Here is a 13,531-nt window from a genome sequence, read left to right on the forward strand (position 1 = left end):
TCAGGCTCCCTGACGCAGCTCAACCTGTTCTTCGCCTTCGGCGGCCGCTTCGATCTGGCCGATCAGCCATGCGCTTTCACCTTCAGCCTGCAGCAGTGCAATGGCCGCGTCAGCCTTGTCGGCGGGAACAGCGATTACCATGCCAACACCACAGTTGAAGGTGCGGTACATTTCACGTGCATCCACGTTGCCTTCAGCCTGCAGCCACTGGAATACCGGCGGCAGGGTCCATGAGTCGATGTCGATGACGGCCTTGGCCGAAGCGGGCAGTACACGCGGAATGTTCTCCAGCAGGCCGCCACCGGTGATGTGTGACAGGGCGTTGACCTGAGATTCGCGGATCAGCTTCAGGATAGACTTGACGTAGATGCGGGTTGGTTCCAGCAGGGCGTCGGCCAGGGTCTTGTCACCCATTGGCTGTTGCATATCGGCATTGGCCACTTCCAGAATCTTGCGGATCAGGGAATAACCGTTTGAATGCGGGCCGGAAGAGGCAAGGCCGATCAGGGCATCACCCACCTGAACTTTGCTGCCGTCGATGATTTCGGACTTTTCAACCACGCCCACGCAGAAGCCGGCCAAGTCGTAGTCGTCGCCTTCATACATGCCCGGCATTTCAGCGGTTTCACCGCCGACCAGTGCTGCACCGGCCAGCTCGCAACCGGCGCCAATGCCAGTGACAACGTCAGCGGCCATGTCGACATTCAGATGGCCAGTGGCATAGTAGTCGAGGAAGAACAGCGGCTCGGCGCCGGCCACGACCAGGTCGTTGACACACATGGCCACCAGATCGATGCCGATGGTATCGTGCTTTTTCAGGTCCATCGCCAGGCGCAGCTTGGTGCCGACACCATCGGTACCCGATACCAGTACCGGCTGTTTGTAACCGACCGGCAGCTCGCACAGGGCACCGAACCCACCCAGTCCACCCATGACCTCAGGACGGGCAGTGCGTTTGGCGACACCTTTAATACGCTCGACAAGCGCGTTTCCGGCATCAATATCAACGCCGGCATCCTTGTAGCTCAAGGAAGTTTTTTCAGAACCTGTAGACATGGGTGAGTCAACCTTTAAAGCGGGTAAATAACGGTAAAAAATTATTGCGCTAGTTTATCAGGTTGCGGGCGCTCTGTGTTAGAGTTACGCGCGTCATTTACACGCCGTATGTTTTTCCTCGGTATCGCGAACCATAAGACGCTTGCAGTGATTCAAAAAGAGAAAAGCCGTTCTGCTGCACCTGTGCAGTTACCTCTGGGAATAACGCTGCGGGATGATGCCCGCTTCGAGAACTTCGTCTGTGGCCGCAATGGACTGGTGTGCGCTGCACTGGAGAAATCGGTGGCCGGTTTTGGCGAGCAGTATCTCTATCTCTGGGGACATACCGGTACGGGCTGCTCCCATCTGTTGCAGTCCTGTTGCCATGCCTCCGACCCGATCAAGCGCAGCGCCGTTTACCTGCCGCTGGCCGAGCTGAAACAGTATGGCCCTCAGCTGCTTGAAGACTTTGATCAACTGGATCTGGTATGCATTGATAACCTGGAGCAAGTTGCCGGTGACCCTGAGTGGGAAGAAGCGTTGTTCCATCTGTATAACCGGATGCGCGCCAACGGCCATGTGCTGATTATTGCGGCAAGCCTGCCGCCTGCAAAACTGGGGATTCGATTGGCCGATCTTGAGTCCCGCCTCAACTGGGGCATGGTATTTCAGCTCCAGCCTCTGGATGACGACACCAAGGTGGTTGCTCTGCGTGCACGGGCTCAGGCCCGTGGCTTGCAGTTGGGTGATGATGTGATTCGCTACCTGATGCATCACGGCAGCCGTAACATGGCCCATCTGCTGGTAACATTGGACAAGCTGGACGTGGCCTCACTCAGTGCGCAACGCAAGATCACCGTACCCTTCGTCAAACAGGTCATGAACTGGTGAGTCAGCCGGAGACCCTGCCTGCCTTTCGCATCATTGAACACAACGCCCGCTTTGTCGTTATCGACAAGGCACCGGGCATCAGCATGCACAAGGATGATCAGGCAGCCGGTCTGGCAATGCTGCTGGCACAAGAGTTGGGGCAACCGGTCTGGCCGGTGCACCGGCTGGACCGCATGACGTCCGGGCTGGTGGTGTTTGCGCTGTCTGCTGCGGTCGCCGCTGAGCTGTCGGCGGCCTTTGCTGCACAAAAAGTCAGTAAGTTCTATTTGGCGCTGAGCGATCACAAGCCGAGAAAAAAACAGGGCCGTATCGAGGGTGGAATGGTTCGCAGCCGTCGCGGCAGCTGGAAGCTTACGCGTACAGACGAAAACCGGGCGCGTACCGAGTTCTACAGTGCATCGCTCAAGCCAGGCCTGCGCGCCTTTCTGTGTCGTCCCTACACCGGCAAAACACATCAAATCCGTGTCGCCCTGAAAAGCATCGGTGCTCCGATTATTGGCGATCCGATCTATCATGAAAAAGCGGATGCGGCGAAGCCGAGCGTGGTCCAGCCAGATCGCGGCTATCTGCATGCCTGGCATTTGAGCTTCAGCCTTGCAGACAAGGCCTGTGCCTTTTGTGCTGACCCTGACCGGGGTGAGCTGTTCCGGTTGCCCGAGATGGCAGCGCTGCTGGCGGGTGAATGGCGTGATCCTTTTGCTCTGCGCTGGCATGGTACTGCCGGCTGATTTATCATGCGCCTCTTATGAAGACTGATCAAAAAATGAACGAAAATCGTGTGCAGCGGGATTTTTACGCCCGTGACTCTGAGGAACAGCAACTCTTCCTTACCGATACCTGGTGCGACAATTGCCAACAGTTGGGGCTGGGGATGTCCGACCCTGAGGAATACGAGCTTTATGGGCTGGTTTTTATTGAAGGCAAGTGCAATCAGTGCGGCGACACCGTTCTGACCGAACTGACCGAGGATGCGTTCGACGATGAGTGATGTGGCTCAGCAGCGTTTTGGTGGTACGGCCCGGCTCTATGGACTGGACGGGCTCGAACTGTTTCAGCGGTCCCATGTGGCGGTTATTGGCATTGGGGGCGTTGGTTCCTGGGTAGCGGAGGCACTGGCGCGCAGCGGCATAGGCGAAATTACGCTTATTGATCTGGATGATGTGTGTGTCACCAATACCAACCGTCAGATCCATGCCCTCAGTTCCACCGTCGGCCAGTCCAAGGTGGCGGTGATGGCGGAACGTATCCGAGATATCAACCCGGAGTGTCTGGTACATGAAGTAGAAGCCTTCGCGACCCGTGACAATCTGGATGAGTTGCTGCATGACGATCTGAACTACGTGGTGGATGCCATCGACAGCGTGAAGGACAAAGCTGCGGTGATCGCCTGGTGCAAGCGGCGAAAAGTGCCGGTGATCACGATTGGCGGTGCCGGTGGTCAGATCGACCCGACCCTGATTCGCGTTGCCGACCTGACCCGTACCCAAACCGATCCTCTGGCCGCCAAGGTACGCTCTTTCCTTCGGCGCCATTATCGTTTCAGCAGCAGCGGGCGCCGCTTTGCCGTTGAATGTGTCTACTCAGAAGAGCAGCTGCGTTACCCGCAGCCGGACGGCAGTGTCTGTCAGCAGAAGAGCGTGATGGAAAATGGCACACGACTGGATTGTGCCGGTGGTTTCGGAGCCACCACGGTCGTGACCGCAACTTTCGGTTTTGTGGCGGTGTCTCGGGTGCTGAAAAAACTGCAGGAACGTGCCGCCCGCGAGCAATCAGTCTGACATGTAACCCCTCTTGTGGCCGTTGCGTGTCACGTTTCTCGAAATTCAGTCAAAAAAAACCCCTCTTCATCTGAAGAGGGGCAGGCAAAGTGCAAACAACTCAAAACGGCCAGAGTTGGAAATGGGATGCGAGAGCTGAGGAAGAGCAACGACTCTCGCGATGCCCTGCGATGCAGGACAAATTCAATATGGCTCTTTTTTGTGCAATGCACAATAGTTTTTTTAGAATAAAATATTATAATAAATAATATTTTTGTGCAGTGCGGAATAAATATAAGCCCTTATATCACAATGATAATGCTCTGATATTGCGTTAAAGTGCTATCGGCCGGTGTGGTGTCTCGCCCGGAAATGCATCTCTTCATTTGTTATATTGTTTTGCACTGCAGCAGGAATGCTTGGATCAAGTTCATCACTGCCGGGGTCTAGCAGTCCGCACATCGCCAGCGCCTTGCGCACTCTGATGCTGGTGCCCAGATACTCATACAGCACCCGTGTGCAGCAGGGCATGCGTTCACTGTTATCAGACACGCCAATGCGCAGTCCTGTCAGCCGGGTAAGTCTGTTACGGAAACTGGGGAAAAGGATTGTCTGGGTCAGCTCATGTCGATTCAGCGTTTCATAATCAACCAGAAATAAACGATCACTGAGCATCACGGCAGCCCCTTGGTAGCGGTTGTGGCAGGCTGGTTCGCCCGGCTCCGGTTGCATCCGCTCGGTGCGCTGAAACAGGTAGCGCCCATCTCGCTCCTCGATACAGACCAGCGTACGGATCAATTTTCCCGGCGCTGACATCGACAGGTAATATTCGAAATAGTAGCCAACATAGCGTTCCAGCCCGTGGCTTCCGCTGCGGAAAAGGTGGCCCAGGTGTGCGCTGAGGTTATCAGCAGAAGGTTCGCTGGGTGGCAGGGCGCTGGGTCGTATCTGAACCAGACGCTGGAACTGGTCATGCGGCAGCATGATCTCATGTACCTCAACACCAAAGAAATCACAGATACGACGCAGGGTGCCCGCTGAGGGCTTGAAACGTCCGCCCAGGTAGCGGTTGAACTGCGGACGGTTGATATCGAGTCGGCGGCAGACTTCGGCGATCGATTTGTGATAGCTGCACAGAAGGCGCAGGTTCTGGGCCAGATCCTCGTTCAATCGCGTCACCTCCTGAAGGTTTGTCGTGGGCAGTGCACCAAAATGCGCTGGCACTTTTTGGTGTTGTATATGCGCCAAAATACGCCATTCTGTAGTCAGAGTGACAAATTTTATCAGTGCTGAATCATTGATTAAATGACCCACCGTCCTAAAACAAGAATAGAGTGGAGTGCAGTGATGTTGGAATTTCTCAACGAGCTTCTCTGGGGCAAGGTGCTGATCGGCCTGCTGATCCTTATCGGTGTTGGCTTTACGGTCGTTTCCCGCTTTGTCCAGTTTCGCTATTTCGGTCGCATGTTCCGAATTCTGAGCGCCAGTCAGGCGTTCAAGCATGATAAACATGGCTACCTGAGTTCGTTTCAGGCGCTGCTGCTGTCGGTGGCCGGGCGCGTGGGTGGTGGCAATATTGCAGGCGTTGCCGTGGCGATTACACTGGGTGGCCCAGGTGCCATTTTCTGGATGTGGGTGGTTGGTCTGATGGGCATGGCCACCAGCTTTCTTGAATGTACGCTGGCGCAAACCTACAAGCAGGCCGAGCCGGATGGCACCTACCGTGGTGGCCCGGCGCACTATATCTCCCGTGGGCTGGGCAAAAAGTGGAACTGGCTGGCTGCTATTTACTCCGTACTGCTGCTGGTGACCTTTGGTTTCTGCTTCACAGCGCTGCAATCTTATGCCGTTGCAACCTCGGTAGGGGACGCCTTTGGTGTGCCGGTGTTCTATACCGGGATCGCCATGGCGATGCTGGTGGGCATGATCATCTTCGGTGGCGTCAAGCGTATCGCCAAAGTCGCCGAAGTGCTGGTACCGATCATGGCCGGTGGCTACCTGCTGGTGGCGTTTGTCGTGCTGGGCCTCAATTTTGACCGTATCCCTGATGTTTTCATGTTGATCGTTAAAAGTGCGTTCGGCCTTGAACCTGCAGTCGGTGGCGGCATTGGTGCGGCGATCATGATGGGGGTCAAGCGTGGCCTGTTTTCAAACGAGGCCGGGCTTGGCAGTGCACCCAACGTGGCAGCCGTGGCCTATGTGCCGCACCCGGCCAATCAGGGCATCGTGCAGTCTTTTTCAGTCTTTATCGACACGCTGATTATCTGTTCGGCAACCGCATTTATCATTCTGCTCAGCGGAGTGTATGAGCCGGGCAGCGGTGTCGCGGTTGAGGGTGTTGCGCTGACACAGTCGGCACTGGCGGATCATGTCGGTGACTGGGGGCGTGCCTTTGTCAGCATCGCACTGGTGCTGTTCGGCTTCAGTACCATGCTCTACAACTACTATCTGGGTGAAAACAGTCTTAATTTCTTCAGCACTGAAAACCAGAACCTGTTCAATGGATTCCGGGTTCTGATCATTGGGCTCGTGTGCTGGGGCGCCACCACCGATTTGGGTACCGTATTCGGTTTTGCCGATGTCACCATGGGCCTACTGGCGCTGGCTAACCTGATTGCACTGCTGTTTCTGGTCAAGCCAGGTCTGCGCATTTTGCGTGATTTCGATCGCCAGATCGGCGAGGGGATCGAGCAGCCGGTTTTTGATGTCAGCCAGTTCCGTGACATGAATGTGGACCCGGTCGCCTGGAAAATTGAGCCGGAAGATCTGGAACGGATCAGGGCGCGTGAAACCGCTTCCGGCAAGACTGTCAGGTAAGGGCTTCTCCAATTGCTCCCGGGTTCACGACGAGCTCGGGGGTCTTTTTAATCTGTTTGCAAGGGTCTATGCATTCGATGAACATGCGCGTTGAACATGATCTTTTGGGTGATCTGGCGGTACCGGCTGAAGCCTGGTACGGCATTCAAACCCAGCGTGCTCTTGATAACTTTTCCATTACCGGTGTGCCCATCAGCCATTTCCCGGCGCTGGTACGTGCGCTGGTACAGGTCAAGTCTGCTGCCGCCTGGGCCAACCGTGAGTTGGGTGTGCTGCCGGCAGAAAAGGCGGATGCCATCATCGCCGCCTGTGACGAGATTGATGCCGGTCATCTTCATGATCAGTTCGTTGTCGACCTGATTCAGGGTGGCGCCGGCACGTCCACCAACATGAACGCCAATGAGGTAATCGCCAACCTAGCGCTGGAGAAGCTGGGGCATGGGCGTGGGGAGTACCGGTATCTGCATCCCAATGATGATGTTAACCGCTCCCAGTCCACCAATGATGCCTATCCGACAGCGGTCTGCCTGGCGATTCAGTTTGCGTCTGAACCGCTTGAACAGGCAATCCGCAGCTTGATCGAGGCGCTGGAAGATAAGGGGCGCGAGTTTTCCCATATCGTCAAAATGGGACGTACTCAGCTGCAGGATGCCGTGCCGATGACGCTGGGGCAGGAGTTTGAGGCCTTTGCCGTCAATCTGGATGAGGATATCGACCGCCTGCATGAGGTGGCGCGGCTGTTGTGCGAGGTCAATCTCGGCGGTACGGCTATCGGGACCGGTATCAATGCACCGCCGGGGTATCAGGCGCTGGCAGTGGGGCGATTGGCGCAGATCTCTGGCAAACCGGTGGTATCGGCCACGAATCTGGTGGAAGCCAGCTCAGACATGGGCGCTTTTGTCATGTTTTCCGGCATTCTCAAGCGCTTCGCCATCAAGCTGGGCAAGATGTGCAACGATCTGCGTCTGCTGTCCAGTGGCCCACGCACCGGGCTGGGTGAAATTCTGCTGCCGCCGATGCAGCCGGGGTCTTCCATTATGCCGGGCAAGGTCAACCCGGTGATCCCGGAGGCGGTCAACCAGACGGCGTATCAGGTAATTGCCGCGGACCTGGCGGTGACACTGGCGGCAGAAGCCGGGCAGTTGCAGCTCAACGCGATGGAACCACTCATCGTGTACAACTTGCTGAACTCCATCAAGATGCTTACCTCTGCCTGTACCATGCTGGAAAATCGCTGTATTCGCGGCATTCGTGCCAATGAAGAGCAGTGTGCCCGACATCTGGACAACAGTATCGGAATTGTCACGGCGCTGGTGCCGTATATCGGCTACAGCAATGCAACACGGATCGCTTCTACAGCGCTGAATTCAGGCTCTACCGTGCGTGAACTGGTGCTGGCCGAAGGGCTGCTGCCTGAGGCGAAACTGGATGCCATTCTGAGCCCGCATGCCATGTTGGCACCGGTTGCGGTAGCGCCATGATGAGCAAAATTCTGGTGATCTATACCGGTGGCACCATCGGTATGGTGGCCTCGGCCAAGGGGTATGTGCCGGAGCCGGGTTTTGACGTCCGGCTGAAGGCGGCGCTGGGGGATCGTACAGTGCCGGCGTTTGATCTGCTGGAGTTTGACCGATTGATCGACAGTGCCAGTGTGGTGCCGGCCGACTGGGCACAGATCGCCAGATCCCTGCAGGAAAAGTGGCATGATTACACGGGTTTTGTGGTGTTGCATGGGACCGATACCATGGCCTACACCGCGTCTGCATTGTCATTCATGTTGTCGCAGCTGGACAAGCCGGTGATTCTGACCGGTTCCCAGATTCCTCTCAGCCAAGTTCGAAATGATGCGCTGGATAATCTGGTCACGGCGCTGCTGTTGGCGTCGCGTACGGATCTTGCTGAGGTGTGCATCTGTTTCAATGGTCGTTTGCTGCGCGGCAATCGCAGCCGCAAGGTAAAAAGCAGCGGCCTGGATGCGTTTGATTCGCCGAATGCCTCTTGGTTGGGTAAGGCCGGCATTGACATTGAGCTGAGTGTAGAGCGACTGCCGCCACAACCCGTGCGCTTTGAAATACCCGCGTATGATCCTGATGCAGTGGTCATGTTGATGACATATCCGGGCATGCCGCTGCGGCTGCTGCAACAAGCGCTGGCGCCTGAAGCGGTAAAGGGAATGGTATTGCTCACCTATGGCGTTGGTAACCCACCGGAAACCGAGACCGGTCTGTTGGAGGTGCTGTCTCATGCAGGAGGGCGCGGGCAGGTGGTGGTGAATGTGACCCAGTGCCAGCAGGGAGCGGTCAGTCAGGGGGCTTATGCAACGGGTGCCCTGTTGAATCAGGTCGGTGTGGTGTCGGGGCTTGATCTGACCCCGGAAGCGGCCTTCGCCAAGCTGCATCATCTGATTGCGCTTGGGCTTTCACCGGATGCAATCCGCAAGGCACTGGGCTGTGCCCTGCGGGGAGAGTGTACGCCGGAACGTTGAGTGCCGGACTACAGCTCCAGACTCAGGTGGCTGAAGCGGAAAGGGTGGGCTGCATAAGTGCCGATCACGCGCACCTCTTCTGCGAAGAAGTTCAGTTCCTGTAGCGCGAACTTCATCGCCTGCTCATGCGGGTGACCTTCAATATCCAGGTGAAAGCTGGACACGGTCATGGTTTCAGAGGCCATGTAGCTTTCCAGCTTGACCATGTTCACTCCGTTGGTGGCAAAGCCGCCCAGTGCCTTGTACAGCGCAGCCGGGATGTTGCGCACACGGAACATGAGGGACGTGATGTAACGCACATCCTTCTCCAGCGGCGGCATCATCTGGTCGCGTGACAGAATCATGAAGCGGGTAGTGTTGCCGGTCTTGTCCTGAAAGTTTTCTCGCAGTACTTCCAGCCCGTACAGCTCGGCCGCCAGACTGGAGGCGATGGCGCCATGACCCAGGGTACGCTTTTGTGACAACTCATCGGCAGAGCCTGCGGTATCCAGCGCGGCAACCGGCTCAATTCCGAGGCTGCGGATGTTTTCGGCACACTGTGCCAGTGCCTGAGGATGCGACGAGACCGTTTTCAGGTCTTCGATGCGGGTGCCCGGCAGCGCCAGCAGGCAGTGGTTGACCGGCTCAAAGTGCTCGCCAATCACATGCAGGCGCGTTTTCGGCATCAGGCGGTAGATCTCTTCAACCCGGCCGGCGGTGGAGTTCTCCAGCGGAATCATCGCCAGTCGCGCTTCGCCGCGCTCGACCATAAACATCGCTTCAACAAAGCTTTCGCAGGCGCGGGGCGTCAGCTCCGGGTGCACGTGGCGGCAGGCAAGATGGGAATAGGCCCCTTCGTGGCCCTGATAGGCGATAATGGTGTTGGCGGTCATGGTATCCATACAGACTGAATAGAATGGGGCCGCTATTATGGCACAGGCGTTGATCGGCTGAAAAAAATATCTGCCTTTGCTAAGGTTCCGCGCCTGCCCAAGAGAGACTGCCAATGCCCGAACGTGCCACATCTTCAAAATTTCGCCTGTCGCTTGGCCTCAAAATTCTGCTGTATAGCCTGCTGTTTCTGTTGCTGGCCTGGTGGGGTGGTCGGGTTGCCTATGATCGGGCCATGCAGCAGTTGCATGTGGAAGGTTCCGATCGGTTGCTGAACAGCATCGGCCAGCTGCGCCGCAGTCTTGGTCAGTACAACTATTTGCCCTTTCTAGTTGCACAGAATCTGCAGGTCAGAGACTTTCTGCGCCAGCCGGATGAACATAACCGTACTTTGGTGAACCGGGTACTGGAGCAGTTCAACCTGGTGGCCGGCTCTACGGCTCTGTTTGTGCTTGACCCTACAGGCGAGGCGCTGGCATACAGCAACTGGCGTGATGAAAGTTCACAACAGTTGCGCTCTCAGTGGCAGCAGCACTATTTCCAACAAGCACTGGCGGGAGAGCAAGGGCAGGAACTGCAGTATCAAGAAGATCTGGAAACCGCGACTTTTTTCATGTCAGCGCCGATCTATGATGGCGGGCTGGTGGGGGTAGCCGTGATTCGGCTGGATGTACCCCGGCTGAGTGAACAGCTGACGACGGACCACCCGTTGCTGGTGGTGTCACCCACGGGAGAGCTGGTATTCAAGTCTGATCTGGGGTGGCCGCTGGGGCAGCTGGAGTCCCGGCTGTTGAGTGATGGTACCCGTCTGCAGCTTGTGCCGCATAAAGACTCCATGGCAATCATGCATCGAGTTGAGCTGGATGATCTGGGCTGGCAGGTGAGTACGCTGACCGATATCCGTCCGGCCAGGCAACGTGAGCAGTTGGTGGTGGCCTCGGTACTTTCCGGCGGGGTGGCGCTGGGTCTGTTGCTGCTGTACCTGCGTGAGTCACGCCAGAAACGTCGGCTCCAACTGGAGAGACTGCAGGAGCGGGCACGCAGTGAAGAACAGCAGCGTGACATCATCAATACCGCGCAGGTTGGTTTGATACACATTACGCCTTCGGGCCAGGTTGAGCTGGTCAACCCGATGGCGATGCAGTTGTTTGGCGTTTCGGCGGAACAGATTCGGCACCAGCCGGTGCTGAATCTGCTGCGGGCCGGCTTTTCGGCTCGGCCGCTGCAGCAGGCGCTGGGTGCATTGGGCAGCGAACGCTTTCAGCCGCTGACCGGGCTGGAAGTGGTCGGCCAGCGTGCGGATGGCAGTGAATTTCCCATGCTGATCTCGATTCGGCAGATGGATCGACACCCTGAGCTGGGCTATCTGGTCACTCTGATCGATATCAGCCGTCGCAAGCGGTTGGAGCAGGCGCTGCGAGAAGCCAACGAGTCGCTGGAGCAAAAGGTGGTTGCACGCACCCAGGCATTGCAGGAAGCTCAGGCGGAGCTGGTGCAGGCTGGAAAGCTGGCGGCGCTGGGGCGGATGTCGGCTTCTGTCGTACATGAGCTCAATCAGCCGATGACCGCCATGCGTACCTATCTCGCCATTGCTGAAAAGCAGCTGGATAATCCTGATGCACTGGTGCGTAACCTGCGCCAGCAACAGCAGCTGCTCGACCGCATGGCGTTGATTACCGGGCAGCTGAAAACCTTTGCCTATCGCAAACCGGAGCGTATCGATCCGGTGTCGCTGCAGCAGGTGATGGAACAGGTGCTGCAGCTGTTTCGTGGTCGCTTCGAGGAGCTGGATCTGCAATTGCATTTTGATCCGCCGCCGCCTGACATGAAAATTGCCGGTGATGCCGCACGCTATGAGCAAGTGATGATTAATCTGATCAAGAACAGCTGCGACGCCATGTCGACACGACCCGGTGAGCACCACCTTTGGATCAGTGTGCAGGCCATAGAGAACGGACAGATGCTGCTGGATGTGCGAGACAACGGCCCCGGCATTGAGCCCGAGCATCGCACTCAACTGTTTGAGCCCTTCTTCACCACCAAGGAGGTGGGCCAGGGACTGGGGTTGGGCTTGGCAATCGTACACAGTATTTTGCGTGACCTCGGTGGCAGTATCGAACCTGTTGATCAGGCTGAAGGTGCCTGTTTCCGGCTGAGCATGCCGCTTTACCAACCAAGGAGCGAATAATGATTGATCAGGGCCGCGTACTGCTGGTGGATGATGAGGCGATGGTGCGTGAAGCAACTGCCCAGTGGCTGGAGCTGTCCGGTTTCAGTGTGGAGTGTTTCAGCCGTGCCGAGCAGGCGCTGGAGCGGATAGATCCGTTCTGCCCCGGCATTCTGTTGACCGATGTGCGCATGCCCGGCATGGATGGCCTTGAGTTGATGACCGAAGCGCTCAAGCGTGCACCGGATCTGCCGGTGATTCTGCTCACGGCACATGGCGATGTGGATATGGCTACGGCGGCCATGCGCGAAGGTGCCTACGACTTTATCGAAAAACCCTTTGTGCCCGAGCGCCTGGTGGAGCGGATTCGCCGAGCCTGTGAAAAGCGACGGCTGATGCTGGAAAACCTGCGCCTGCAGCAGAGTCTGGCCAGTCGTTCGGTGCTGGAAGCGCGTCTGATCGGCATTTCACCGGCCATTCAGCGCCTGCGGCGAGAGCTGCTGGCGTTGGCCGAGCTGGATACCAATGTGATCATCTACGGTGAGACCGGTACAGGCAAGGAGCTGGTGGCGCAGTGTCTGCACGAGTACAGCATTCGAGGCAAGAAGCAGTTCGTGCCAATCAACTGTGGGGCCATTCCCGAAAACCTGATTGAAAGTGAGTTGTTTGGGCATGAGGCCGGTGCGTTTACCCATGCGGCCAAGCGCCGTATCGGCAAGTTTGAGTATGCCAGTGGCGGTACCCTGTTTCTGGACGAGATCGAGAGCATGCCGCTGCACCTGCAGATCAAGTTGCTGCGGGCGCTGCAGGAGCATGTGATCGAACGGCTGGGTTCCAATACATTGATTCCGGTCGATCTGCGTGTGGTGGCTGCTGCGAAGGTGGACCTGCGTGGCGACCCCAATTTCCGTGAAGACCTGTTCTATCGTCTCAGTGTCTCCGAGCTGCATATTCCACCGCTGCGTGAGAGGATCGAGGATGTGCCGTTGCTGTTTGCTCATTATGCCGGCCGCGGCGCTGATGAGCATGACCGTGAAGCGCGCCAGCTTAGTGATCATGATCTGGATGCGCTTCAGTCCTACGCCTGGCCTGGTAATGTGCGTGAGCTGAAGAACATCGCCATCCGCTACGCCGTGGACCCGCGTGCCAGCGTGGCCGAACTGCTTTCACGGCAAACGCCGCTGATCAGTGCACCGCTGGCCGGGCGACAGACCCTGTCGTTGGCTGTTCGAGTGGCTGAATACGAGTCGCAACTTATTCGTGAAGCGTTGGAGCGGCACCAGGGCAATATCAAGGCGGTCATGGATGAGCTGGACCTGCCACGCCGGACGCTGAACCAGAAAATGCAGCGTTATGGCCTGAATCGCAGTGATTTTACAGCGCAATAAGCGATTTTTTGCCTATGCTCAGAGGGCTTAATAGGCGAAATTTAGCTCATCAGGTCAATGTTGCATGCTGAATATATATGTAAAACAAAGGGTTGTAAGGATCGAGTGAGTTGGCCCGGTT

The 13,531-nt window shown here is 56.9% G+C and carries 12 protein-coding genes; 9 read left to right on the forward strand and 3 right to left on the reverse strand.

What is annotated here, in order from left to right:
- Positions 1-1,056: a phosphoribosylformylglycinamidine cyclo-ligase gene (gene purM / locus BLV48_RS11470; protein ID WP_091826930.1), complete on the reverse strand. Its 1,056-nt coding sequence runs from the start codon at positions 1,054-1,056 to the stop codon at positions 1-3.
- A gap of 183 nt (positions 1,057-1,239) precedes the next feature.
- Here purM and hda point away from each other — a divergent pair, with 183 nt between their 5' ends.
- The 4 genes from hda to tcdA are packed head-to-tail and all read left to right on the forward strand — an operon-like array spanning position 1,240 to position 3,704.
- Positions 1,240-1,926: a DnaA regulatory inactivator Hda gene (gene hda, locus BLV48_RS11475; protein ID WP_254775026.1), complete on the forward strand. Its 687-nt coding sequence runs from the start codon at positions 1,240-1,242 to the stop codon at positions 1,924-1,926.
- The gene (locus BLV48_RS11480) at positions 1,923-2,654 is read left to right on the forward strand and encodes a TIGR01621 family pseudouridine synthase (protein ID WP_254775027.1); all 732 of its coding nucleotides are present in this window, start codon (positions 1,923-1,925) and stop codon (positions 2,652-2,654) included. Before hda ends, BLV48_RS11480 begins: the two co-directional genes overlap by 4 nt.
- Before the next feature lie 35 nt (positions 2,655-2,689).
- Complete coding sequence (locus BLV48_RS11485; protein ID WP_242530158.1) at positions 2,690-2,914, forward strand: hypothetical protein; 225 nt, start codon at positions 2,690-2,692, stop codon at positions 2,912-2,914.
- Positions 2,907-3,704, forward strand: a complete 798-nt coding sequence (tcdA, locus tag BLV48_RS11490; protein WP_175527653.1) for a tRNA cyclic N6-threonylcarbamoyladenosine(37) synthase TcdA — start codon at positions 2,907-2,909, stop codon at positions 3,702-3,704. The genes BLV48_RS11485 and tcdA overlap by 8 nt, the downstream gene beginning before the upstream one ends.
- A gap of 321 nt (positions 3,705-4,025) precedes the next feature.
- Here tcdA and BLV48_RS11495 read toward each other — a convergent pair whose 3' ends face one another.
- Positions 4,026-4,853: a helix-turn-helix transcriptional regulator gene (locus BLV48_RS11495; RefSeq protein ID WP_091826934.1), complete on the reverse strand. Its 828-nt coding sequence runs from the start codon at positions 4,851-4,853 to the stop codon at positions 4,026-4,028.
- A gap of 177 nt (positions 4,854-5,030) precedes the next feature.
- On the opposite strand from BLV48_RS11495, the gene BLV48_RS11500 reads away from it, so the two are divergent.
- From BLV48_RS11500 to BLV48_RS11510, 3 genes are all read left to right on the forward strand, one after another.
- On the forward strand, positions 5,031-6,500 hold the full coding sequence (locus tag BLV48_RS11500) for an alanine/glycine:cation symporter family protein (protein ID WP_091826935.1): 1,470 nt from the start codon (positions 5,031-5,033) through the stop codon (positions 6,498-6,500).
- Between the two features lie 77 nt (positions 6,501-6,577).
- A complete protein-coding gene (locus BLV48_RS11505) occupies positions 6,578-7,981 on the forward strand; it encodes an aspartate ammonia-lyase (RefSeq protein WP_091826936.1) in 1,404 nt (467 codons plus the stop codon).
- A complete protein-coding gene (locus BLV48_RS11510) occupies positions 7,978-8,985 on the forward strand; it encodes an asparaginase domain-containing protein (protein ID WP_091826937.1) in 1,008 nt (335 codons plus the stop codon). The genes BLV48_RS11505 and BLV48_RS11510 overlap by 4 nt, the downstream gene beginning before the upstream one ends.
- A gap of 8 nt (positions 8,986-8,993) precedes the next feature.
- On the opposite strand, the gene BLV48_RS11515 is transcribed toward BLV48_RS11510, so the two are convergent.
- Entirely contained in the window at positions 8,994-9,857 is an 864-nt protein-coding gene (locus tag BLV48_RS11515) for a prephenate dehydratase (RefSeq protein WP_091827031.1), read from the reverse strand.
- A 113-nt stretch (positions 9,858-9,970) separates the two neighbouring features.
- Between BLV48_RS11515 and BLV48_RS11520 the strand changes: the two genes are divergently transcribed.
- On the forward strand, positions 9,971-12,043 hold the full coding sequence (locus BLV48_RS11520; RefSeq protein ID WP_091826938.1) for a sensor histidine kinase: 2,073 nt from the start codon (positions 9,971-9,973) through the stop codon (positions 12,041-12,043).
- Positions 12,043-13,410 carry a sigma-54-dependent transcriptional regulator gene (locus tag BLV48_RS11525; RefSeq protein ID WP_091826939.1) on the forward strand — a complete coding sequence of 456 codons (1,368 nt, stop codon included), beginning with the start codon at positions 12,043-12,045 and terminating at the stop codon, positions 13,408-13,410. Before BLV48_RS11520 ends, BLV48_RS11525 begins: the two co-directional genes overlap by 1 nt.
- Positions 13,411-13,531 lie beyond the last annotated feature (121 nt).

The organism is Marinobacterium iners DSM 11526, from assembly GCF_900107855.1.
GTDB classification, from domain to species: domain Bacteria; phylum Pseudomonadota; class Gammaproteobacteria; order Pseudomonadales; family Balneatricaceae; genus Marinobacterium; species Marinobacterium iners.